The organism is Mesorhizobium sp. M4B.F.Ca.ET.214.01.1.1, assembly GCF_004791545.1.
Classification (GTDB): Bacteria; Pseudomonadota; Alphaproteobacteria; order Rhizobiales; family Rhizobiaceae; genus Mesorhizobium; species Mesorhizobium abyssinicae.
Genome location: NZ_SRUX01000002.1, coordinates 272,921 through 295,644 on the forward strand (window position 1 = coordinate 272,921; position 22,724 = coordinate 295,644).

Annotated in this window: 18 protein-coding genes and 1 pseudogene; 12 read left to right on the forward strand and 7 right to left on the reverse strand. The window is 63.7% G+C overall.

Going from position 1 to position 22,724, the window contains the following annotated elements; translation table 11 throughout:
- Nucleotides 1-60 precede the first annotated feature (60 nt).
- Nucleotides 61-1,089: a UDP-glucuronic acid decarboxylase family protein gene (locus EN857_RS04640; RefSeq protein ID WP_245478165.1), complete on the forward strand. Its 1,029-nt coding sequence runs from the start codon at nucleotides 61-63 to the stop codon at nucleotides 1,087-1,089.
- Complete coding sequence (gene galE / locus EN857_RS04645) at nucleotides 1,086-2,171, forward strand: UDP-glucose 4-epimerase GalE (RefSeq protein WP_127283589.1); 1,086 nt, start codon at nucleotides 1,086-1,088, stop codon at nucleotides 2,169-2,171. Before EN857_RS04640 ends, galE begins: the two co-directional genes overlap by 4 nt.
- Before the next feature lie 193 nt (nucleotides 2,172-2,364).
- On the opposite strand, the gene EN857_RS04650 is transcribed toward galE, so the two are convergent.
- Nucleotides 2,365-2,862 (reverse strand): DUF995 domain-containing protein, encoded by a 498-nt coding sequence (locus EN857_RS04650; RefSeq protein ID WP_245478163.1) that lies wholly within the window; start codon nucleotides 2,860-2,862, stop codon nucleotides 2,365-2,367.
- 400 nt (nucleotides 2,863-3,262) lie between these two features.
- Between EN857_RS04650 and EN857_RS04655 the strand changes: the two genes are divergently transcribed.
- The 3 genes and pseudogenes from EN857_RS04655 to EN857_RS04665 all read left to right on the forward strand — a co-directional run.
- Nucleotides 3,263-4,189, forward strand: coding sequence for a lysylphosphatidylglycerol synthase domain-containing protein (locus EN857_RS04655; protein ID WP_127283588.1), 927 nt, complete (start codon nucleotides 3,263-3,265; stop codon nucleotides 4,187-4,189).
- Nucleotides 4,186-5,229: a glycosyltransferase family 2 protein gene (locus EN857_RS04660; RefSeq protein WP_127283587.1), complete on the forward strand. Its 1,044-nt coding sequence runs from the start codon at nucleotides 4,186-4,188 to the stop codon at nucleotides 5,227-5,229. Before EN857_RS04655 ends, EN857_RS04660 begins: the two co-directional genes overlap by 4 nt.
- 32 nt (nucleotides 5,230-5,261) lie before the next feature.
- Nucleotides 5,262-6,044 (forward strand): annotated as a pseudogene (locus EN857_RS04665) (NAD-dependent epimerase/dehydratase family protein); the annotation flags it as partial.
- 258 nt (nucleotides 6,045-6,302) lie between these two features.
- On the opposite strand, the gene EN857_RS04670 reads toward EN857_RS04665, so the two are convergent.
- The 3 genes from EN857_RS04670 to EN857_RS04680 form a co-directional block, all read right to left on the reverse strand.
- Entirely contained in the window at nucleotides 6,303-8,747 is a 2,445-nt protein-coding gene (locus EN857_RS04670) for a sulfatase-like hydrolase/transferase (protein WP_127392830.1), read from the reverse strand.
- A 234-nt stretch (nucleotides 8,748-8,981) separates the two neighbouring features.
- Entirely contained in the window at nucleotides 8,982-9,722 is a 741-nt protein-coding gene (locus tag EN857_RS04675) for a hypothetical protein (RefSeq protein ID WP_135858043.1), read from the reverse strand.
- A gap of 145 nt (nucleotides 9,723-9,867) precedes the next feature.
- Nucleotides 9,868-10,386: a hypothetical protein gene (locus tag EN857_RS04680; RefSeq protein WP_245493338.1), complete on the reverse strand. Its 519-nt coding sequence runs from the start codon at nucleotides 10,384-10,386 to the stop codon at nucleotides 9,868-9,870.
- Nucleotides 10,387-10,620: 234 nt separating this feature from the next.
- Between EN857_RS04680 and EN857_RS04685 the strand changes: the two genes are divergently transcribed.
- Nucleotides 10,621-13,290: a DUF6212 domain-containing protein gene (locus tag EN857_RS04685; RefSeq protein WP_187331189.1), complete on the forward strand. Its 2,670-nt coding sequence runs from the start codon at nucleotides 10,621-10,623 to the stop codon at nucleotides 13,288-13,290.
- 126 nt (nucleotides 13,291-13,416) lie between these two features.
- On the forward strand, nucleotides 13,417-13,704 hold the full coding sequence (locus EN857_RS04690) for a hypothetical protein (RefSeq protein ID WP_127283581.1): 288 nt from the start codon (nucleotides 13,417-13,419) through the stop codon (nucleotides 13,702-13,704).
- Nucleotides 13,705-13,732: 28 nt separating this feature from the next.
- Here the strand turns inward: EN857_RS04690 and EN857_RS04695 are convergent, their stop codons facing one another.
- On the reverse strand, nucleotides 13,733-14,737 hold the full coding sequence (locus tag EN857_RS04695) for a glycosyltransferase family 2 protein (protein WP_127393851.1): 1,005 nt from the start codon (nucleotides 14,735-14,737) through the stop codon (nucleotides 13,733-13,735).
- A gap of 141 nt (nucleotides 14,738-14,878) precedes the next feature.
- Here EN857_RS04695 and EN857_RS04700 point away from each other — a divergent pair, with 141 nt between their 5' ends.
- From EN857_RS04700 to EN857_RS04710, 3 genes are all read left to right on the forward strand, one after another.
- The gene (locus tag EN857_RS04700; protein ID WP_128346258.1) at nucleotides 14,879-18,169 is read left to right on the forward strand and encodes a DUF6212 domain-containing protein; all 3,291 of its coding nucleotides are present in this window, start codon (nucleotides 14,879-14,881) and stop codon (nucleotides 18,167-18,169) included.
- A gap of 82 nt (nucleotides 18,170-18,251) precedes the next feature.
- Complete coding sequence (locus EN857_RS04705) at nucleotides 18,252-19,028, forward strand: OmpA family protein (protein WP_127392977.1); 777 nt, start codon at nucleotides 18,252-18,254, stop codon at nucleotides 19,026-19,028.
- Nucleotides 19,029-19,035: 7 nt separating this feature from the next.
- Complete coding sequence (locus EN857_RS04710) at nucleotides 19,036-19,614, forward strand: cation transporter (RefSeq protein WP_127392978.1); 579 nt, start codon at nucleotides 19,036-19,038, stop codon at nucleotides 19,612-19,614.
- 76 nt (nucleotides 19,615-19,690) lie between these two features.
- Here the strand turns inward: EN857_RS04710 and EN857_RS04715 are convergent, their stop codons facing one another.
- Nucleotides 19,691-20,281, reverse strand: a complete 591-nt coding sequence (locus EN857_RS04715; RefSeq protein WP_127392979.1) for an NAD(P)H-dependent oxidoreductase — start codon at nucleotides 20,279-20,281, stop codon at nucleotides 19,691-19,693.
- A gap of 109 nt (nucleotides 20,282-20,390) precedes the next feature.
- Entirely contained in the window at nucleotides 20,391-20,759 is a 369-nt protein-coding gene (locus tag EN857_RS04720; protein ID WP_127285222.1) for an antibiotic biosynthesis monooxygenase family protein, read from the reverse strand.
- A gap of 95 nt (nucleotides 20,760-20,854) precedes the next feature.
- Here EN857_RS04720 and EN857_RS04725 point away from each other — a divergent pair, with 95 nt between their 5' ends.
- Both EN857_RS04725 and EN857_RS04730 read left to right on the forward strand, forming a co-directional pair.
- Nucleotides 20,855-21,331 carry a MarR family winged helix-turn-helix transcriptional regulator gene (locus tag EN857_RS04725; RefSeq protein WP_127392980.1) on the forward strand — a complete coding sequence of 159 codons (477 nt, stop codon included), beginning with the start codon at nucleotides 20,855-20,857 and terminating at the stop codon, nucleotides 21,329-21,331.
- A 198-nt stretch (nucleotides 21,332-21,529) separates the two neighbouring features.
- Nucleotides 21,530-22,690 carry a hypothetical protein gene (locus EN857_RS04730; RefSeq protein ID WP_128346259.1) on the forward strand — a complete coding sequence of 387 codons (1,161 nt, stop codon included), beginning with the start codon at nucleotides 21,530-21,532 and terminating at the stop codon, nucleotides 22,688-22,690.
- Nucleotides 22,691-22,724 lie beyond the last annotated feature (34 nt).

A 22,724-nucleotide genomic window follows, 5' to 3' on the forward strand; every position in this document is an offset into this window, starting at 1 on the left:
CTCTTGCTTGGCCGGGGTGGTGGTGCGCGTGCTGCGTAAGGGGGAGTCATGAGCAGGGTGATGAAGGTCGTGAAGCTCGACCCAAGGGGTGGTCGCAAGGGTGCCAATACCGATCGCGGCCGGGCGCTGGTCGCTGGCGGCGCCGGGTTCCTGGGTTCGCATCTGTGCGAGAGGCTGCTGCATGACGGATACGAAGTCGTCGTCCTCGACAACTTCCACACCGGAAAGCGCTACAACCTCAACGGCATGCATCGCGATCCGTTCTTCACCTGCATCAAGCACGACATCGTCGACGCCTTGCCGATGGATCTCGCCGTCGACGAGATATACAACCTCGCCTGCCCCGCCTCTCCGCCGCACTATCAGGCCGATCCGATCCATACATTCAAGACGAGCGTGCTGGGCTCCATCAACCTTCTGGAACTCGCCCGGCGGCACAATGCCAAGATCTTCCAGGCTTCGACGTCGGAGATCTATGGCGACCCGCTGGTGCACCCGCAGCCCGAAAGCTATTTCGGCAACGTCAACACGCATGGCCCGCGCTCCTGCTATGACGAGGGCAAGCGCTCGGCCGAGACGCTGTTCTTCGACTATTCGAGGACATACGGTATCGACGTGCGCGTCGCGCGCATCTTCAACACCTATGGCCGCCGCATGCAGCCCGATGACGGGCGGGTGGTGTCGAACTTCATCGTCCAGGCGCTGCGCGGCGAAGACATAACCGTCTACGGCAGCGGCATGCAGACGCGCTCGTTCTGCTACGTCGACGACCTCATCGAAGGCTTCATCCGGCTGATGAACGCCCCAACTTCGCCCGCCCATCCGGTCAATCTCGGCAACCCCGTCGAATTCACCATCATGGAACTGGCAGAGCTGGTCATCGACTATACGAATTCGCGCTCGCGGATCGTGCACCGGCCGCTGCCGGTCGACGACCCCAAGCAACGCAAGCCGGACATCTCCTTCGCCAGGCAGCATCTCGACTGGGAGCCGAAGATCAGCCTGAGAGAAGGGCTCGCCCATACCACGCAGTATTTCGACGCCTTGCTCGGCAGTCGCCGGCCCGTCAAGGAGGCTGTCACGTCATGAAACGCCGCCCGATCCTGGTGACAGGTGGGGCCGGATACATCGGCAGCCACACCTGCAAACTCCTGTCGGAGGCGGGCTACCTGCCGGTGGCGTACGACAATCTGAGCCGCGGCAATGAGGGGTCCGTAGCCTGGGGTCCTTTGATCGTCGGCGACGTCCGCGATCGTCGGACGCTCGAGCGGGCGATCACGACCCGCCGGCCGCAGGCGATCATCCATTTCGCAGCGCTGGCCTATGTCGGGGAGTCGGTCAGCGAACCGGCCGACTATTATTCGACCAACGTGGCGGGAACGATCGCGGTGCTCGACGCGGCGCGGGCAAACGGCATCGACAACATCATCTTTTCCTCGAGCTGCGCGACCTACGGCGTGCCGGCGTCGCTGCCGGTCAGCGAGACCTCGCCGCAGCGCCCGATCAGCCCCTATGGCCGCACCAAGCTGATGGGCGAAGAGATCATCCGCGACTATGCCTCGGCCTATGGCATGAAGTACGCGATCCTGCGCTATTTCAACGCCTGCGGCGCCGACCCGGACGGCGAGCTCGGTGAATGGCACACCCCCGAAACCCATCTCCTGCCCAGGGTGCTGATGGCTGCGTCCGGCATGATCGATGCGATCGAGGTCTTCGGCACCGACTACGACACGGCGGACGGCACCTGCGTGCGCGACTATATCCACGTCAGCGATCTTGCCCGTGCCCACCTGAAGGCGCTCATTCATCTGGAAGCGGGCGGCGACAGCCTGTCGGTCAATCTCGGCACCGGCCGCGGCGTTTCCATCAGGGAGATCCTGGAAACGGTCGCCCGGATGACGGCGCGACCGGTTCCGGTCGTCTACCGGCCGCGGCGTCCCGGCGATCCGGCCGAGCTCTATGCCGATCCGAGCCTGGCGCGCGAGCAACTGGGCTTCGTGGCGGAACTGTCCGACATCGACACCATCGTCAGGACGGCCGCGCCCTTCTTCGGTCTCGGCCCGGCAATGCCGGCGCCCGCAATTTCCGCTCCGGATCCCGTGACAGCGCCGCGCACTGCTGCGCGGGCACCGGTAAACACCAGCCCACAAGGCTGGCAGTCGTCCCTGTGAGTAATGTGTCGGGGCGTGGGCTCGCTGAGTTGGGTTGAAAACTCGCTCAGCGGGCCTCTTCTTTTTGCTGATTGCTGCGGTGGGCCGACCAGTGCCTGACGGTCACGGTTTCCACCGAAACGGAGAACCGCTCTATCTCTTGTTTTGTCGCAATTCCGGACGGAAAACCGCCTCACGCGTTTCCTGCAATTGCTTAGCCCTTGGGATCCACCAGCTTGCGGGCCGTTTCGAACTCTATGTTCTTGGCGTCGCCTTCCTGGAACTTCCGGTGCTCCCCGGAAGCATCGTCCGAAGCGTGCTTGAAGCTGTACCAGCCGCCGTCCGGATCCTTGCGCTGCTCGACGTTGCCGTCCTGGATGCGATGGCTGAAGCAGGTGCGGATCGGCGTCGCGGCATAGGCCGTGGACCGCCAGACGAGCTCCATGCACATCTTGCCGTTGCTGGTCAGCAGCCATCTGCCTTCGGCGATGGAGGTCGAATCCGGTCCGGCGGTCCAGGCACGCAAACGCCTGTCCTGCGCGAAATAGGCGGCTCCATCCTGCCAGTTCCACGTGCGGTCCGCGTAGAACAGCTGCATCTCGAACGCCGTCGGAACGGTGGCGGTCTGGGTAGGCGCTCGATCCTTCGCGGCGGCCGTGTGCGCAACGCCGGCAAGCGCCATTTCGCTGCAGGCGACGAGGGCGATCAGCAAGGCGTGCCGCGCAAGCGGCCGGCCCCTTCCGGCTCGTTGAATTGTCGGCATGATAGACGGTCGCATGTCGGTGTTCGCCTCCCCCATCCGGCGCCAACACGCACACGCAAGCCTTCGCCCCAAAGGCATCGCGGTTGCCGCCCCCGCCTGCTATTAACCGCGAGGCAAGGAGCGGTGTCAATCGCTGTTGCCCACGGATCCACGACACCGTCTCGACGGGCGGGACCAAGCTTGTGGATTCGAACAGGCTGCTGGTCTATAGGAGCAGCCGCCACCACAAGGAGCCGCGACCTTTGGGCTTAGGGGCCGCGGACAATCGGCAAGGAACCCGATGCCGGGCATCTCGGATCTTCCCGATGAGCCCACCGGAACGCGGCGGCGAAAGCCTGCGGAGAATTGGTTGAAACGAGCAATCTCGATAGTCGTTACCCTGGCGCTGCTGGCCTGGCTTGCCAGCGACGCGCGCTGGAAGATGGTGGGCGATGCCTTCGACCGCGTCACGCCAGCCACCTTCGTGGCTGTCGCCCTTACTCTGTTCGTTACCTATGGGCTGCGGGCGCTGCGCGTCTGCGACGAATTCCGCGACGAGGTGCATGGTCGTTTCGGCGCCTGCCTGCGCGTCATCCTGATCCACAATGCGATGATCAACGTCGTGCCCTTCCGCGGCGGCGAGACCGCCTTTCCGCTGCTTTTGCGCCAGGTCTTCGGCATCTCGATCATGCGCGCCAGCGCCTCGCTTTTGTGGTTCAGGCTGCAGGACGCCTTCGTCGTCGGCATCCTCGCTTGCCTGGTCTGGCCAGGGTTGCACCCAGCGCTGAGAGCCGCGGGGATCGCGGCGCTGATCGCCGCCGCCTGGTACCTGCCGCGCTGGGCGCGCGCGCCGCATGACTGGGACGGGCGGGGCCGGCTGGTGGCCAAGCTCGGCCGCATTCGCGACATCTTCACCGAAGCGACCGGACGCTCGCGCTATGGCTGGTGGTGGACGGTCGCCAACTGGGCGCTGAAGCTTTCCGTTCAGGCCTGGCTGCTGGCGCTGATGCTGGGGACATCCTTCACGACCGCCTTTCCGGGCGTGGTCGGCGCCGAGGGCGCCGCCATCTTGCCGGTGCAGGGCGTTGCCGGCTTCGGCACCTATGAGGCGGGCGCGGCGGCGGCGCTGCTCACCTCCGGCATCGCCATGAAGAGCGGCCTGCAGGCGGCGCTGGCGCTGCACCTGTTCATCTTCGGCTCGGCGATCGCCACCGGCGCGATCGCCTGGCTGTTCCCCTCCAAATCGACGCTGCCGGAAAGCCCGGCGGCGGAACCTGCAAGGAAGCCCTCGCTATGAGCCTGCTGCCCATCCCTGCGTCAGGTTTGCCCGACGGCGCGGTCATGCCGGAACATATGCTGTCGATCGTCGTGCCCATGTACAACGAGGCCGAGAATGTCGAGCCGCTGCTGGCGCGCATTCACCAGGCGATGGAGCACTATAGCCAGCCCTGGGAGGTCGTGCTCGTCGATGACGGCAGCACCGACGCGACGGCAAACGAAATCCGCCGCCTGGCGGCGCATTACGGGGCGCATGTGCATGCGGTCGAGCTGGTGCGCAACTACAAGCAGACCGCTGCCATGCAGGCAGGGCTCGATGCCGCGCGCGGCGACGTCATCGCCACCCTCGACGGCGACCTGCAGAACGATCCTTTCGACATACCGCGCATGGTCTATCGCCTGCTGACCGAGGACCTCGATCTCGTGGCCGGCTGGCGCAAGGACCGCCAGGAGGGCTTTTGGATGCGCCGGCTGCCCTCGCGCATCGCCAACAGGCTGATCGGGCGCGTCACCGGCGTGCGGCTGAAGGATTATGGCTGCAGCCTGAAGGTCTTCCGCGGCAGCGTCATCCGCAGCGTCCGGCTCTATGGCGAAATGCACCGCTTCATCCCGGCCTGGCTGGCGACGGTGACGACGCCGCGGCGCATCGCGCAGGAAGTGGTGACGCATCATGCGCGCATCTACGGCCAGTCCAAATACGGCATCTCGCGCACCTTCAGGGTCGTGCTCGACCTGGTGTTCATGTACTTCTTCATGCGTTACCGCACCCGGCCCGGACATTTCTTCGGCGGCATCGGCATCGTGCTCGGCGCGCTGGGTTCGCTGGTGCTTGCCTATCTCTTCTGCGTGAAACTGTTCCTCGGCCAGGACATCGGCACGCGCCCGATGCTGTTCGCCGGCTTCTTCCTGCTCATCGCCGGAGTGCAGATGGTGACGTCCGGCGTGCTGGCGGAAATGCTGGCGCGCGTCTATCACGAGGCGAACGGGGCGTCGGCCTATGTTGCGCGGCCGCGGCCGGATGAACAGGAAAGTGACGGCTGGCGTCGCCCGGCGTCATGATTTGACCGGACTTCCATGGAACTTGCGCCGCCCTGGCGGCAGCGCTGGGCAAGCGGCCGGTGCGCGGCATCGTGCATCTGGCGGCGCAGGCGGGCGTGCGCTATTCGCTCGAAAATCCGCGCGCCTATATCCACGCCAACATCGCCGGGCAGCTCGAAATCCTGGAGCTCTGCCGGGCCTCCTCCGGGCTCGAGCATCTGGTCTATGCCTCGTCGAGCTCGGTCTATGGCGGCAACACGAAAGTGCCGTTCGCCGAGAGCGACCGCGTCGACGACCCGGTGTCGATTTACGCGGCGACGAAGAAGGCGGACGAGCTGATGAGCTCGACCTACGCGCATCTGTTCGGCCTGCCGCAGACGGGCCTGCGCTTCTTCACCGTCTATGGCCCGTGGGGCCGGCCAGACATGGCGAGCTGGATCTTCACCGAGGCGATGCTCGCCGGCAAGCCGATCCGCGTCTTCAACCATGGCGAGATGTGGCGTGACTTCACCTATATCGACGACATTGTCGAGGGCGTCGTCGCCGTCCTCGACAAGCCGCCCGCGTCCGACGGCCCGCGGCACAGGCTCTACAACATCGGCAACAGCCAGCCGGTGCATCTCGGCCGCTTCATCGACACGCTGGAGAGCCTGCTCGGCGTCAAGGCGATACGCGACAACCTGCCCCTGCAGCCCGGCGAGGTCGAAAAAACCTATGCCGACACCAGCGCGCTGGAGCGGGATTTCGGTTTCAGGCCGAAGGTGCGGATCGAGGAAGGCCTGCGGAAATTCGTCGACTGGTACCGGCAGGAATGGCGGCCGGAGGGCAAGAGGTAAGGCGCAAGGCCTGCGCCAGCCTCTCGCCCTCGGCTCGCGCCCCCCGGCGAAGGATCAGTGTCGCGAGCGGCGGCTTGAACGCCAGCCGCTCTTTTCCACTGCCCTTCCATATTAGTCGACGCTGATTAAAATTCGGGCAAGCGGCGTGGTGAGCACCGTCTTTCGCCATTGCGCCAGATATTGTTAAAATGCCACCTATTGGCTTTGCTGCCCGCCCTCGGAAGGCGGCGCGTCAACGCGGTACGCAGATCCTCGCTCCTACACGCATCCGTCGACGAAGGGACCGCCGACCCATAGCGAGCCGTTGTTGTACATGCTGGTGCCGCTGCCATCGGTGTAGCCGGTGGCCCGGTTGTCGATATGCAGCCTGCTGTTTGGGACCAGCTGGCCGTTCACCTTAATGCTCTTGATGAACAGGTTGCGATCGCCTGGCTTGCCCTGCCCGGCCCACAGATCATTGGCAAAGCGAAGCTCGATCAAATGCGGACTGGCCACGGCGCTGAGGTCGACGAAGAATGGCTTCGCATCGGCCGACGCCGCCTGCAGCTCGGCGCCGATCTGGTCGGGCGTTATGGCCTTGCTTTGCACGCCCGAAACGTTGATCTGGGCGACGGGCTTGCCATCCACCAGGACATCCAGGCGCGGCGGTCCTTCGAACTCCGTGCCGGTGGCGTCGATCTCCAGGTTGGTGACGGTGCAGCGCGCAGTGTCTTTGGCCTCGGCAGCGACCAGATCGGCGACGCGCCGCCGCTGCGACTGCACCCATCCGGCGATTGGCTGCAGCAGCGCGTTGCGATCGCTGGCGTCGTTGAAGAGATTTGTCCGCTCGTCGGGATCGGCCTTGAGGTCGTACTGCTCGACCTTGCCGGTGGTCGCGTTGAAGACGACCTTGCGGTCGTCCTCGCGGTAGCCGAACAGGAAGCCAGCCCAGGGATTGAAGAAGAAGGTCTTGTTCGGCCGCTGCTCGCTGAACAGGCTGCGCCCCTGCCACTGCTTGGGCAGCGGAAGACCGAGTATGTCGAGGATGGTCGGGGCGATGTCGACGATGCCGCCGACGGAATGTACGACCTGATCGTGGAAGAGATGCTTGTTGATCATGATCAGCGGGATGTGGACGTTCTCCTCATAGATCGCGCTGGCATGGACATAGTCGTCATGCTCGCCGAACGCCTCGCCATGATCGCCAAGGATCACGACCAACGTTGAATCGAGCTTGCCCGACTGCTTCAGCGACTCGAGGATTTCGCCAAGCGCCGTATCGCCGACCTTGAGGGCATTGAGGTAGGCATTGAATTTTTCGTCGTCCGAGTAGTGGACCAGCCCGGTGTGGGAGGACGGCGCCATCTTCGAGAACATCGGGCTGTCGGTGATGTAGGGATAATGGGTCATCGCCGTGAACATGATGGCGAAGAAAGGATTGCCCTCGTCCTTGTTCATCCAGTCGATGGTCGACTGCGCCGTGCACAGATCACTGTTGTAATCCATATTCTTCCACTGCTCGGAACTGAGCTTGAAGGTGGGAGTGGCGCATTTCTGCCCGCGATAATCCTGGATCGTATCAAGCCCCTTGTTGAGCAGGAATTCGTCGACGCGCTGGAACCGGGAATCCGCGCTCCAGAAGAAGCCGGTGCGAAAGCTGTGCGCGGAAAGGATGTTGGAGATCGAGTCCAGCGGCAGATACGGGTGCTGCATCGTCATGCCGTAGTATGAGATGTCGTTGTACATCGAGGTAAACAGAGAAAATAGCGAGTAGTGCGTGGAAGGGGCATGCGCATAGATGTTGTCAAAGCGCACGGAATCCGCCGCATAGCTTTTTATGTTTGGCGTGACGGGGTATTTACCGCCAAAGGTCTCGATATATTTGGATGGCACCGACTCCATCATGAAAATCAGCACGTTCTTGATCGGGTTCGGTACTGGCGCCTTGAAGCTCGAGGTTTCCGGCGGCCGCTCCGCGACGCTGGCGGTGTCGGGGTCATTGGCGCTGGCGTTCATCGTCAGGACCACCGGCGTCGGACTGAGCAGGGCCGATTCGACGAAATGCACGATCGGATTGTCGATCTTCGCCGCTGGCAGCGCTTCCGCATGCACGTGATAGGCCGTGCCGGCCAAGGCGCCGGCGACGCCCAGCACGAGCGTGGCCAGAAGGACCCTGTGACCGACGACACCGAGCCGCAGCCACAGTCTGGCCGCCGCGTAGCCTAGGACAAGCACCAGAAGGATGGACAACGACACGATGGCGACGTCCCTGGTGTTGAGCGCGTCGCCCATGGCGTTCCGGGCGTCGGCATTCTGCAGGAAGTCGCCATAGACCAGCCATTGGAAGGTGAACGGTTCGCCCAGCATCTTGACGAGATTTATGTTGGCAAAGCCCCAGCCCAGCGACACCAGGACGGCGAGGTAGAAAATGAAGCCGACAACAGCGCAGCCAAGCCGGCTGGCCTTGACCGGAAAAAGAAGGATCAAGGCCGTCACGGTCAGGGACGCCATGACGATCAGGTCGTAGTAGCTCGATGCCAGTCCCTTGGGCATGGACGCGACAAGGCCGCCAAGCGTCGTTTGCGGATCGACGATGACGCCCCGGTAGACGCCCAGAAGCAGCCACGACAACAAGCCTGTGCAAATGATCTGCAGGCTCATGCGCCGGAAGCGCGTGTCCCGCGACGACGCTGGCGGCTCGTTCGACACCATACGGCCGCTCACGGCAATGCCCTGCCCGGCGTGCCGGAACGGCTCGCCCAGCCCGTGCCGCCAATGACGCCGGCAATCGCGAAAACACTCATAGGACTATCCGCCGCCAGTTTGCGCTTCGGCCCAGCCACGGCCGAAAGCCTTCAAACCCCCATGACAGAATCGGTCCGAGCTAAAAAAGAGTCAACAAAATCAAGTATTCGTTAACCAAACTTGTCGTGAACTGGTTAACCGGACGCGTTGACCTCACCCGAAAGCGTAGAGGGCTTCCGTGGAAATGGCCCTGAAGTAGGCGGTGAATTCCCAGTAATTCTCGATGCGCTCGGCGAACGGGCGCGATGGCGGCTTCAGGATGTCGGTCTCGAAACGGTCGAGGCGCTGAGAGCCGCCGAGATAGGCTATGATCGCGTTGCCGACCAGCGGATCGGCGATGTCGCTGTAGTGGATCGGGAAATAGGGCTGCCCGGTTTCGAACAGTACGGATTTGATCTTGGCCCGAAACAGGTTCAGTTCGTGGAGATAGGCATTGAAGCGGTCGATGTCGAAACGCACCTTTTTCCGGTAGTCGCCGGCGGGCAGCGGATCCGAGGCATGAACCGCCCAGACTCCGGACGCCTCCGCCTCGAGCAATGAAACGTACGACGCGACCGGGTTCCTGACGAGCCAGAGTTTCTTGACGCTCTGGTCTTCCAGAACCGGAAGAATGGCGGGGCGCGTCTGTTCGGGGAATATGTGGAAGCCGACAAAGCGGGCCGCCGGGTCGTCGAAAATCCGCGCTATGAATTGTTCTGGGTCGGCGTCGCGCATCTCGACGCCTTCACGCGGCAGGCTCAGCTTCTCGTGGTAGTCGCTGCGCAAGCCGACAAAGCCCGCGTTGAAGATCTCGCCATGCATCACCATCCCCTCATACTGGTTGAGATGGCGGTTGAGCGCTTGCGATCCTGTCCTTTGCGAGGCGAGAAGCACGAACTTTTGGCAAGACTGCATTCGCACCAGGCCCGTGACGAATAAGACGGCTTCGAAAATACACCAATGACTTCTTGGATCAAATGCGGGCAGCCGCGGGCATGAATCGGCTGTGGCGGGCCTGCGCCCGCCACCCGTCAATGCCTTTCAGTACTGGTTCGCAGGATCAGCCGCCACGCAGGCGCGTCGGGCCGAAGCTGGCAATGGTCGTGCCGCGCTGCTCGGAAGGACATGTCGGCAGAAAGCGGCTGGCATCCGCATATGTCATGGTCGCGATCGAACCCTTCAGTCCGCCGCGCTTGGCGATCCAGCCGCGAACCCAGCCCGGATAGTTCTTCATCATGAAATTGGCGGCGACCTGGTTGCCCCGCGCCCCTGCGCCATAGGGCAGGTGGAAGCCGAAAGACGCGCGCTGCGTGACGCACACCTTGCTCTTGGGCATCGACAGATAGAGCGTGCAGGCCGAGTCGCACGCACCGTTGAAACGCACGAAGGTGCCGCTGCGGCGCATCTTCAGCGCACGGATAGCATAGTCGATCACATAGCCGCCGCGGTCGCCGCTGATCGTCTTGACGTTGGCACTGCCGAGGTTGATGCGCGGCCGCAAAAGTTGGTCGGCGGAGCTCGCCGAGACCGTTGCGCCCATTACGACGAGCGCACCGAGAAACTTCATTGTCGTTTTCATTTGCGCCTCCTGATATGCCGTCATGACTAGCCAGGAGCCGTAAAGATTGCTTATGCCGGGTCGCTAAAGTTGTAACAGTCGATTGTTTGCACAGTCATTTTAGCACCTGCTTGACGAGTTGGTTTACCGATGGCGCAAAAGCATGATCACCGAAAAGTAAACCTGACGCGGGCATAATGGCGGGTGGACCGCGTCGCGAAGGGCGCTGTCGGCGGGACCGAACAGGGAATTTCGATGGTCGTTGGTGGCAAGGAGCTGGGGCCGGTGGAGCCGGAAGGCAAGCCTCGCCGCGTCTGCGTCGTGACGAGCGTGATCGGCCGTCGCGGCGAGGACGATGCTGCCATGCCCGAGCTGGCCAGGCTCTTCGCCGGAGACGGCGACGACGTCACCCTGGTTTGGGTGCCGGGCCCGGACGCGCCGTCTTCCGAGGTGGTGGCGACACACCGCGGCGAGTTGGAGGCGGCCTCCATCCGGCTGCAGGTCCTCGACCGATCGGATCAGCTGCTTCCTTGGCTGGCGACGCCCGAGAGCCGGTCGGCCGCCCTGCTGCACTACCTGGAGCGGTCCGGCCATGACCTGGTCTATGCGCCGCTCGAGGGCGGATTGCCCTACTTCACCTTGCTCGCGGCCGAGACGGCGGCGTTCGCCGCACCGCCCATCGTGGCCGTCGCCCATGCCCCCAGCGAGTGGGCCGATGAAGCCGACAAGGCGTTCATGGACAGTACCGAGGCGATTGCCGTCGCCCATATGGAAAAATACTGCGCCGAGATGGCCGACAGCACGGTCTGTGCGTCGGCCGCCCTGCGAAAATGGATGTTGTCGCGGGGCTGGAAGGTCAGGAAGGCGACAGTGGCGCCGCTGCTGCGCGATCCGCGCGACGCGGCCGGCGCACGCACGCCGATTGCCAGGAAAAGCGCGAGCGAACTCGTCGTCCTCGCCGGGTGGCGGGTTCGCGATGGCCTGACGCTGCTCTGCGATGCGCTGGACACCCTCGCGCCGACCGCGCCCGAAGGCCTTACGGTCACCGCGTTCGGCCCGTTCGGAAGGATCATGGGCGAGCATAGCGGCGGACTGCTTCTGCGGCGCGCCGAGCGATGGCCGTTCAAGCTCAACCTTTTGCCGGACGCCGACCTGAACGCAAGGCTCGACCACGCCGCGCGGACCGGGGGGCTCGCTGTCGTTCCCGCGCGGGCGGCATCGACCGGCGGGGTCGTCGCTGCCTGCATCGCGGCGGGGTTGCCGGTCGTTGCGACCAATGTTGGCGCGAACGCCGAGGCCTGGATCGCCGAGGCCGGTCAGCCCGGGCTGGTCGATCCCGATCCCGCCGCGCTGGCGCGGGCGATTTCGGCCGCGCTCGACAGCCCGCCACGCCCCCAGCGGATCGTGCGCCAAAATCGCCAGGCCTGGTTGGATACGCGCGAAGCGCCGCGCAAGCGGACCCGCAGGGGCGCCGGCCCATCGCCGCTGGTTTCGATCGTCATGGCCCATCGCAATCGGCCGCTCTATCTGAAACAGGCGATCGCGGCGATCGAAGCGCAGACTTACCGGGATCTCGAGCTGGTGCTGGTCGACGATGGCAGCGACCAGGACGGGGCCAGGCGATTGCTGGATGCGCTGGAACCGGACTTCCGCCGGCGCGGATGGAAGATCCTGCGCCGGCCGCACCGGCATCTCGGCGCGGCGCGAAACGCCGGCGTTCGCGCCGCCAAGGGCGAGTTGATCCTGTTCGCGGACGACGACAACGCATTGTTCCCGGAGGCGGTGGACCATTTCGTGCGCGCCATGGCAGCAACGGGCGCGGACATCTGCACGGCGTTCCAGCTGATTTTCTACGAGGACGTCGTGCCGGAGAAGCGGGCCGACGGGCTGATCCAGTATCTGCCGCTCGGCGGCCCCGACGCGCTCGGCCTGATCCACAACGTCTATGGCGACGCCAATGCGATGGTGCGCCGGTCGGTCTTCTCGCGGATCGGATTCCTGGTCGAAGAGCCTGGCTACGCCGTGCACGACTGGGAATTCTTTGCGCGAGCCTCGCTTGCCGGGCTGAAGATCAGGCCGATCCCGAAGCCGCTCTACTGGTACCGCTCGAAACCGGATAGCATGTTCCGGACATCGAACTGGTACGATAATCGCCGCCCTGTCCTGGAGACATTTGGCTCCGGCCAGTTCGATGGCGCCGGGCCGCTCTACCAGCTCGCCATCGCCCAGAACACGACGCGATCCGAACTGGAAAGCGCGCGCGAAAACCTGAGGTACACACCCGCCTATCGAGACTATCTGGAGCTCTGCGATCTCGAGCCGAACAGCGATGTGGCCCTGAAGAAACTGGCGGGCATTGCCGGCTCGATCGGCCGTCCCGAGACCGTGGCCGGCCTGCTTGGACGGCCTGCCACCATGGCCGTTGATGCCCCCGGTCGTCCGCGCGACGGCGGCGGTTCAACCACCCTCGCCTACGAAGTGCTGCGGAGCGCCAGGTTGCTGACGCCACGCGCCTCGGCCCTGCCACTGTTGCTTGTCGCGCCGGATGGTGGCGGCGTGTTCCTGCGCCCGCACGCGGACGGCGTCGTCGCGGCCTCGCTTGATCTCCATTTTCCGCCCTTCTTTCGAAGGGTGGAGGCAACGGTCGAGATCGCGCATGCCGACGCGTCGGCATTGGACTTCGCGCTTGCGCTTGCCCGCCCCGATCAAACCATAGACTGGCAGGGGGATATCGCCTCCCAGACCTTTGCCTTCTCAGGCTGGACGACCGTCGAGGAAAAATTCGTGCGCCACTCGCTGGTGGCGGCGCTTCGCGCGCGGCGCAAAATGCCGCTCTCGATCGCGCTTGCGGTTCGTTTCGCGGGAAGGCCGAATGGTTCGCCGACCAATGCCTTCTTTCGGCAGCTTGTATTGTTCAGCGACTAGCGCCTTCGCGGCGGATTCGGACGTTAACCTTGCGCCAGGATGGGGCACGGCACACCCGCAGTTATGGTTGACAAAATGCTAACAAAACAATAAATTCAATATGGTGCGTGGTGAAAGGGGTTAGTTATGCGTAAGATCCAATCGCTACTGTTGGGTGGGCTTAGTATTCTTGGTGTAAGCGTCGCTTTCTCGGGCGCGGCGCAGGCGCAATTCGAAGTCGGGGTCAAGGAGGCCGAGCTCGCATGTGAGCAGGCCCTCAGGATCGGCACGATCGAGGCGCTCGAGGACTATCTGCATCGCTATCCGAATGCTCCGACGGCATGCAAAGCGCTTGCTTTGAACAGCCTGGCGCAGTTCGGTCCGGATGGCGACGGCGGAGATCATGGAGAGGGTGGCGGCGGCTACGGCGGATAAGTCCCGCCGCAGTTTCCAGTTCGCTATGTCAGGTGGCCGTGCCTTGGCGCGGCCCGACGGCGTTTGCGACGAACTCGGCGTAGCGATCCGAGGTTTTCATCCAGCCGAGGTCCACAAGCTGCGCGGCGTCGTGATAGCGAACGGAGCGATGGTTCCGGAGCGACAGTTTCGGATTGCGCTCCAGCGCCTCCATGTAGGCGGCGCGCTCCTCGAGCGTCTTTTCCTTAAGCTGCGTGTTCTCGCTCAGCGACGACGCTGATTTCTGGCGGAAGCCCCAGACGAATTTGAAGTGCAGCAGCGCGACGCGGAGTTCGCTGAACCGGACCTTGCTGATCGTGTGCTGCGCCACGTGATAGTGCCTGCCCCGCTCCCATCGCACGATCGGAACCTTGCTCAGGCACGGTGGAAAAGTCTGCTTGAACCGGCCGTGCCAGAAGACGCGCTCCCGCACGCCGCCGAACATCTGCTGCGGCGGATACAAGCCGTCACGCGCACGCAGCCAACCCGGCTCCGGATCGAAATAGGGTGAGGCCTCGATAAGCGGGATCTTGCCGTCATAGCTGCACTCGGCCAATGGGCCGTCGGCGTACATGTCGATCATGGAGCCAATCACCGCTTCCGAGCCGGTCGCGTCGAGATAATCGCAAAGCCGATGCAGATCCACCCGCTCGAAATCCGGGTAGACGAGCAGTTCGTCGGCGTCGATCGACAGACACCAATGGCCGGTGCCGAAGACGTTCATCAGCGTGTTGATCCACCGCGGTGGATCGATGTTTTCGGCGAAATGCGATCCCTCGGTGTGGAAGCAGTGGCTGTCCGCCTGCTCCAATATCAGTTCGCGCGTACCGTCGGTGGAGCCGTTGTCCAGGAAGAAAAACCGATCGACGCCGAGGCCGCGATAGTGATCGAGAAGCTTGGGCAGCAACGTCGCTTCGTTGCGCAGTCCGACAAAGCACAGGATCTCGCCAGCGGCCATGTCGATCGGCCGCTCGTCCAGTCGCGCGAGGTGTTTTGGGGATTGCAGGCCAACCATCGGAACGTCATCAATCCGGTTACGCGAACGCGTGGGAGCGCTATTGTGAGCCGCAAAACAATTATCAAAGTATTATCCAACTGTTGGCAAGACTGTTTCGAGCGCGGCGGCAGGCTGACAGTGGACCGATAGGGGGACCGATTGAGCGTTGGTTCGAAGGCAGGCACGGCGCCCAAAGGCAAGCGGCAGGCAAGCCGGAAGCCGCGCAATGTATGCATCGTTTCGGAGGTCGAGTTCGGCTCAACGGTGACCGCCGATCCCGGGTCGGCGACCTACGCGCTGGCGCAGCATCTGGCGGCGACCGGCGATACGGTGACGCTGCTCTGGGTGCCGAGCCCCACAGGCACCCAGCCGAACGAGCAGGAGATCGCCAGGCTCGGCAAATGGTGTTTCGACAATTTCCTGGTTCGGCTCGAATTGTTGCCGCCATCGCCCGAATTGCTGCGTGGGTACGATTCGAGCGACAAGCACTCCGTGGCCGTCTACCACTATCTCAAGCAGAACGCGTTCGATGTCGTCTATTTCGCGCTCGAAGGCGGACTGGCGCATTTCCCGACCGTTGCCAAGCGCACCGGCGTCTTTCCCGATCCTCCCGCCATCGTCGTGCTCGCCCACGAACCGCTGATGTGGAAGCTGCAGGCGAACGGTCGGGCGGTCGAGCGCAAGGAGCAGATGACCGTCGCGCATATGGAACGGATTTCGGCCGAGACCTGCGACCATCTCGTCGTCAGCGGCCAGTCACTGCTCGACTGGATGACCAAGGCGGGGTGGAAGCTGCCGGCCAGCCGCCATGTTGCCGCTCCGCTGGTGCCGGAGGAATGGCGTTCGAACTTCCACTCCGATCATTATCGGCCGCGACAGCGGCTGACCACGGAAGTGGTTCATTTCTCGGGGACCGAAGCGCGCGGCGGCCTGACGCTGTTTTGCGATGCGCTCGACCGTCTGGCCGACAGCGGCATCACCGATCTGGCGGTGACTGTCGTGGGCGCCTTCGGGCATGTGCTTGGCGAGCATTCGGGCGGCATGATCGTGCGGCGCGCGCAGCAATGGCCGTTCAAGCTCAAGCTGCTGCCGATTCGCGACGAGCCGGACATTTTCAGGTATCTGCGGCAGAGCCATGCGCTGGTGGCGATCACCCATGCGGCGGCACAGCTGCCGATGGATGTGGTGGCCTGCATCGATGAGGAGATCCCGTTCGTCGCCACCGATGTCGGCAGCGTACGCGACATGCTGCAGCCAAAGTCGGCCGATGCCGTCCTGATGGCGCCTGCCGCTTCCGCCATCGCGGCCAAAATCGCGACGGTGCTGGAAAACCGCTCGATCGTCGCGGCGAAGCCGCTGCATGGGCGCGAGGCCCGCGCCAAGGCCTGGAGCCGGCTGCACGAGAAATTCGGCCGCGAACCGCGCAAGACCGCGAGCCCGCGCCGCAGCCGGCCGCCGCTGGTTTCGATCATCACCGCGCACTACAACCGGGCGCCGCTGTTGCCGCAGGCGATCGCCTCGGTTCGCCGCCAGGACTATCCGAACATCGAATTGGTCGTTGTCGACGACGGCAGCACCGATCCGGACGCGGTTCGGCTGCTGGCGGAACTCGAACCGGAGTTCGAGCAGCGCGGCTGGCGGATCATTAGGCAAAAGAACGGCTTCCTCGGCAAGGCGCGCAACACCGGCATCCGCGCCGCCAAAGGCTCGCTGATCCTGTTCCTGGACGACGACAATGCGCTGTTCCCGAACGCCGTCAGCACGCTTGTCGCCGGCATGCAGAACTCCGGCGCCGATATATGCACGACCTTTGCCAAGTGGCTCAACGAGCCCTTCGTGCCGCCGGATACCAAGAGCGGCTACATGCTCTATTTCCCGGTCGGCGGCCCCACCGACATCGCCCTGATCACCAATCCCTATGGCGATGCCAATGCGATGTTCCGGCGCGAGGTGTTCGACAAGATCGGCTATCTCAACGAAGAGCGCGGCTTTTCCGCGAGCGATTGGGAATTCTTCCTGCGCGCCGACCTCGCCGGCCTGGAGGTCGTTACCGTGCCAGAGCCGCTCTATTGGTACCGGTCGGCGCCGACAGGCATGAACCGGAATGCCGAGTGGCTGAGGAACCGCAGGCCGATCATCGAGGTCTTCCGCAAGCACAAATTCGCGCGAACGGACATGTTCGTGCAGCTCGGCATCAGCTCGAACACGGCCAGCCACGAGAAGGACCTCAACCTCTGGAATCTGGAACTGCGGGTCAAGGACGAGCGGTATCTGAGGCTGAGCGCGGGTTCCGCCAATGCCCCGGACGCGATGCAGCTGCTGGCCGAGATCGCGGCCCGTGAAGGCCGGGCGGACACCGCGATTTCGCTGCTCGCCCATGCGGGGCGATCCGACTTTACGCTTGGCGTGGTCGACATGCTCAAGGCAGCCGCCGACGAAACCGTGCCGGAACTGCATTCCTCGCTCTATCGCGAGCACTACCTTTCCGTCGAGCCGCTGCGCCTGGCGCATGTCGGTTCACATCCGGATGCCGATGCCAATCCGCTGAGCTATGTCGAACAATCGCCGGATCAGCTGTTTCTCGAAGCCAAGGGCGGCAACATCACCATGGCCTTGCTGAAGGGCGTCTGCCCGCCGGGCGCCATCGGCGCGAGCTGCTGGGTCTATCTCGACGAGGACCTGACCGAGCCCGCGCAGTTCCAGCTGGCGATCGTCGACGCGGAAAACCAGACCTTCGGCGACCTCGCCAAGGTGCTGGAGAGCAATGGCGGGAGCGGCTGGGCGGATGTCAGCCGGGCGCACGAGGCGCGCGAGATCCAGGCGGCCGTCAGCTCGCCGTCGTTTGCCAGGCGCGACCTGCTGCTCGCGGTACGGACTGCCGGCAGCCGCGTGCTGGGAGGCTTTTCGAGCATCCAGGTTCGCCATGCGGTTTCGAACGGCGCGAGACACCCGCGTCTCAACGCGCCGCAACAGCGCCAGCGCATGCGCCGGATAACCAATGACGAGCTCAAGCATGCGGCGCTCGTCACCAACCATCCCTCCGACCTGCCGACGCTGCTCGTCGCCGGCGACAGTGGCGGCATATTCCTGCGGCCGAACACGCATGGCCCGGTCGTCGCCGCGCTCAATTCAGCCTTCCCGGCCTTTGCCAGAAGCGTCGTGGCAACGGTAGAGATCGCTCATGAGGAGGCGTCTCCTTTCGAGTTCGCCATGGCGCTGGGCAAGCCGGAGGAAAAGCTCTCCTGGAAAGGCGATGCCCCGACCGGCGCCCTCGCCTTCTCCGGATGGACACGGGTTTCGAGACCTTTCGAGCTGCAAGACTTGAAAGTCTCGATCCGCGAGATAGATCGCAAATGGCTGACGATCTATCTGGCCATCCGCCTGCCGCGCGGCTCCAAGTCGATGCCGTCCAATGCCTTCTGGCGCAAGCTGCTGCTCGTGTGGGACTGACGAACGCCGGCCGCGGTTTGCCCACCTTGCCGCAGTAAAGAGCGGGGCGTTAGACTAAGCCGCAGCAGGAGGCGCCAAGAAAATGAAGAAATCATTCATTCTTGTTCTGGCCTTTATTAGCGCTGTCGCAAGTACGGTAACTTTCAGCGCAGTCGCCCAGGAACGCGACGTTGGCCCGAACTGCACGCAGTGGAACTCCTATCGCGTCCTCTTCAAGAAGGGCGACGGCAAGATAGCGGAGGATTCCGCCAACGCGTTGAAGGCTTTCATCAAGGACGCCGGGAAGGATTGCGGCTACAGGCTCTATGCGACGGCGAGCAAAGAAGGTGGCTACGACAAGGCTGACGGCATTGCCGGCCGCAGGCTGAACGCGACCAGCGACTTCCTCAAGGTACAAGGCGTCAAGCCGGAAATGGTGCTGGCGCTCTCGCATTGGGTCGACGACAGCGCCACAAACACGAACACGGCGCGGAGCGCGATCGTGTACACCTTGCCGAAGCAAGGCATATCGTGCCGGCAATATGAGAGACGCGCAGCTGTCCAGGTCCATCTGTTTTTCGACAGCCAGTCCTCTGTGATTTCATCGCGGATCAAGAATGACCTCGAGAAGTTCGCCGCGAGCATCAAGGACTCGCGCTGCAACGTCGAACTGACGGCCTTGGCGGCCAAGGAATTCAAAGGCGCCAATGCCGCAAAGACAAACAAGGCACTGGCCAGGCAGCGTGCGAAGGCGATCGTGGACATCCTGACCGCGGCTGGGATCGACGGTGACCGGCTCATCGACACGAACGTCGAATATGTTGGCGACAGCAAGCCGAACGTCGCCAGGAATCGCCTGGCGATCGCCTCGTTGATGTAGCAAAAACATGACTGGCAACCTGAGCAGGATCGTGCGTTTGGTGGCGATCCTGAACCTTGCCTATTTCGGGATAGAATTTGCCATTGCCGTCCGGATCGGGTCCGTATCGCTATTTGCCGACAGCATCGATTTTCTGGAGGATGCGTCGATCAATCTCCTGATCCTGGTCGGGCTGGGTTGGGCGGCCCGCAATCGGGCGCGGCTTGGAATGCTGCTCGCCGGCGTACTCCTGGTCCCGGCTTTGGCCACGCTATGGACCGCATGGCAAAAGCTCCATCTTCCGGTTCCGCCCTCGCCCGTACCACTCACTCTCACGGCGATGGGTGCGATCCTCGTGAACCTGTCATGCGCACTCATGCTCGCGCGTTATCGCCATCATGGAGGAAGCCTCTCCCGCGCCGCGTTCCTGTCGGCGCGCAACGATGTCCTTGCCAACGTAGCGATCATCGCTGCCGGTCTGGTCACGGCATTCCTGTGGAATTCGGCCTGGCCCGATATCATCGTCGGGCTTGCCATCGCTGTCTTGAACGCCGATGCCGCCCGCGAGGTTTTCAGTGCCGCGAGGCGCGAGCAGGCCGAAAGTTGAATCCGACATGACACATTCAGGCGGCCTGGTTGTGATGCCTCTTCCCCGAAGATCGTGCCGGGCACGGCAATGGAACTCAGAACGTATCGAAGCGACGCTCCACCTCGCGCGCGAACATTTCCCGCTTTTCGTCCGATATGCTGTGAACGGAGTATCGCGACAGGTACAGATGCCGCACGTCCCGGCCGCACATGGTCTTCAGGCCGCGCAGCAGCACCTTCTTTCCGGGGTTCTGCATATAGAGTTGGGTGTACCACCACGGCGACCCGCATGTGGTGACCACGCCCATGCGGCGGATATTGAGCAGCGAAGGCTTGATCAGGCCGTCATCGGGCGGCACCTCGTAAGCGATGCCTGGGCGCCATACGCGATCGAAATAGCCTTTCAGTATGGCGGGCATGCCCGACCACCAGGTCGGAAAGCAGAAGACGCATGCCTCTGCCCATAACAGCGCATCGACATAGACCTGCAGATCCTTCGGCACCTGGGAGGGATCGTAATGGCCACGCCATTCCTCGGGCAGCATCGCCGGATTGAAACCCATCTTGTACAGGTCGAAGTCGATGACTTCGTCGCCTCTCGCCTTGAGCGTCTTGACGATGCGCTGGTGAAGCGACGCCAAATAGCTGTCAGCCGCCGGGTGCGCGTAGAGTACGTTGACCTTCATCGGATGACGCCCTCAAGCCTTCCACCTCCGAAGGTACTAGTCGAAGCTAATAGGCTTGCCTAGCTGCCGAGGCACGCCCTTGCGTTTGGCGTCATCCTTGCCGCTTCGGCTAGGCCACGCAGATCCCCGGCACCGCGACCTTCTCGAACAGATGCGGCGACGCGACGGCCGAGGACGGATAGGCCGAGATCTTCGCCCTGAACTGCGGATGCGTGAAGGCGGCACGGAAGGCGGCGGTCGATTCCCACACGGCATAGTTCAGGTAGGTCGGGCTGTCGCCGATCGCGCGGTGAAGCTGGGTCGAGATGAAGCCCGGCTGCTGCTTCATGAACACGGCGTCGTCCTGCCAGACGTCGAGGAAGGTCTGCTCGTCGGCCTTGTCGAGCGTGAAGACGTTCACCAGCACGACGGCGGTGGCATCGATGGCGACCTGGCGGTCGATCGGGAAAGCGGGGTCGAGGGGGCGCATATGGGTCATGAGGGTTTCCTTCAATTGGTGTTATGATGTCAATCTGTTACGATGCCTACATATGCATTTGACAACATGATGTCAATATCGATACAAGGTGACAAATGTCCAGCACGAAACGAACACCGCCCGGCAAGGCCTTGAGCGACCTCATCCTTGACCTGTTCAGGTTGAACAGCCGCATCAGCGCGGCCGGCGACAGGCTGGTCGCAGATCTCGGCCTGACCAGCGCTCGCTGGCAGGTGCTGGGCGCCATCGTCGCCGCCGCGCATCCGCAGCCGGTGGCGTGGCTGGCGCGGGATCTCGGCGCAAACCGCCAGAACGTGCAGCGCATCGTCAACGATCTCGAAAGCGAAGGGCTGGTCGCCTTCAGGGTAAACCCGCATCACCGGCGGGCGCAGCTTGTCGTGCTGGCCGACAAGGGGCGTGCAGCCTACGACGCGGCCATGCGCCTGCAGGCCCCCTGGATCAACAACCTCGCCGACGGGCTTTCGGTCGAGGACATCAACACCATGCACGGCGTGATCACGGCGCTGCGCAAAAAACTGGAAGGCAACGACGACGCTGAAGAGCAGAGCTGACCGCTGCGGAACGGTGGCTGTTCCATCCACTTGCTGAGCGCCGTCCCGATCCTGGCGCTGCTCGGTTCGCAGGATCGCCGGCTTTGGACCGCCCGAGCCGGCTGACGATGGCGCGGCTCCGTTGCCAAGCGCGCCGATTTCGCGCAACGGTTCCGCCAACCGCAATCACCGCCGTGGGCTTGCCGATGCCAATGTCCCGTGCCCGATAGCACTGTCCTCGTTACCGGAGCGCGCGCGCCGGTGGCGCTGCATCTGGCGCGGCTGCTGCATGGCGCCGGGCGACGCGTGATCCTGGCCGACACCCCTGCCCGGCCGATCGCCGCCGCCAGCATAGCCTGCGCGCTCTATCGCCGCCTGCCGCCGCCGCGCTTCGAGCCGGCGGCCTATGCCGAGGCCGTCGAGGCGCTGGTGCGCGCCGAAGGGATTGGCCTGGTCATCCCGACCTGCGAGGAGGTTTTTCATCTGGCGCTCGCCTGGCGCGGCCGCGCGATCTCGGCGCGCCTGTTCGCCCCCGGAATCGAGCTGCTTGCCGAGGTCCACAACAAGCATGCCTTCATCCGGCTGGCCGAACGGCTTGGCCTCGCCGTGCCGCAAACGACGCTGCTGCAATCCAGAGCCGATCTGGAAGCGGTGCGCGGCCGCGCGCGCGAACTGGTGTTCAAACCGGTATGGTCGCGCTTCGCCAGCCAGGTGCTTTTGCGCCCCTCGCCCGACGAACTCGATGCCGTCAACCCCTCGCCCGCCATGAAGTGGGTAGCGCAGCGTTTCGTGACGGGCGAGGAGATCAGCGCCTATGCGGTGGCGCGCGCGGGCAAGCTCAAGGCGTTCGCGCTCTATCGCTCGCTCTACCGTGCCGGCAAGGGCGCCGGAATCTTCTTCGAACGGATCGAGGATGTCTGGGCGCGCGAGCTGGTCGAGCGCATCGCCGGTGGCACGTCATGGACCGGGCAAATCTCCTTCGACCTGATGCGGCAGGCGGACGGAACAGTGCTGCCGCTGGAGTGCAACCCGCGCGCCGTCAGCGGCCTGCATTTCTTCCGCGATCCGGCGCGCTTCGCGGACGCCGTGCTGGGAGACGGGCCCGAGGTCAGACCCGATGTCACCGCGCCCCAGACAGTGCGGCTCGCCATGTGGATCTACGGGCTGCCGGCGGCCTTGCGCTCCGGTGGCCTCGGCCGCTTCAGCAAGGCGATGCGCGGTGCGGAGGAACTGCTCGACTGGCCCGGCGATCCTGCACCGGTCAAGGCGCAGTGGCCGGCGCTGGCCGAGATCGCCGGCATCGCGCTTCGAGGACGCATCGGCCTGCAGGCGGCGTCAACGCGCGACATCGAATGGAACGGGCCTGAGGAGCTCTTCTGAGGTCCGGCCCGAAGGAACGACACGCCGAGTTCTC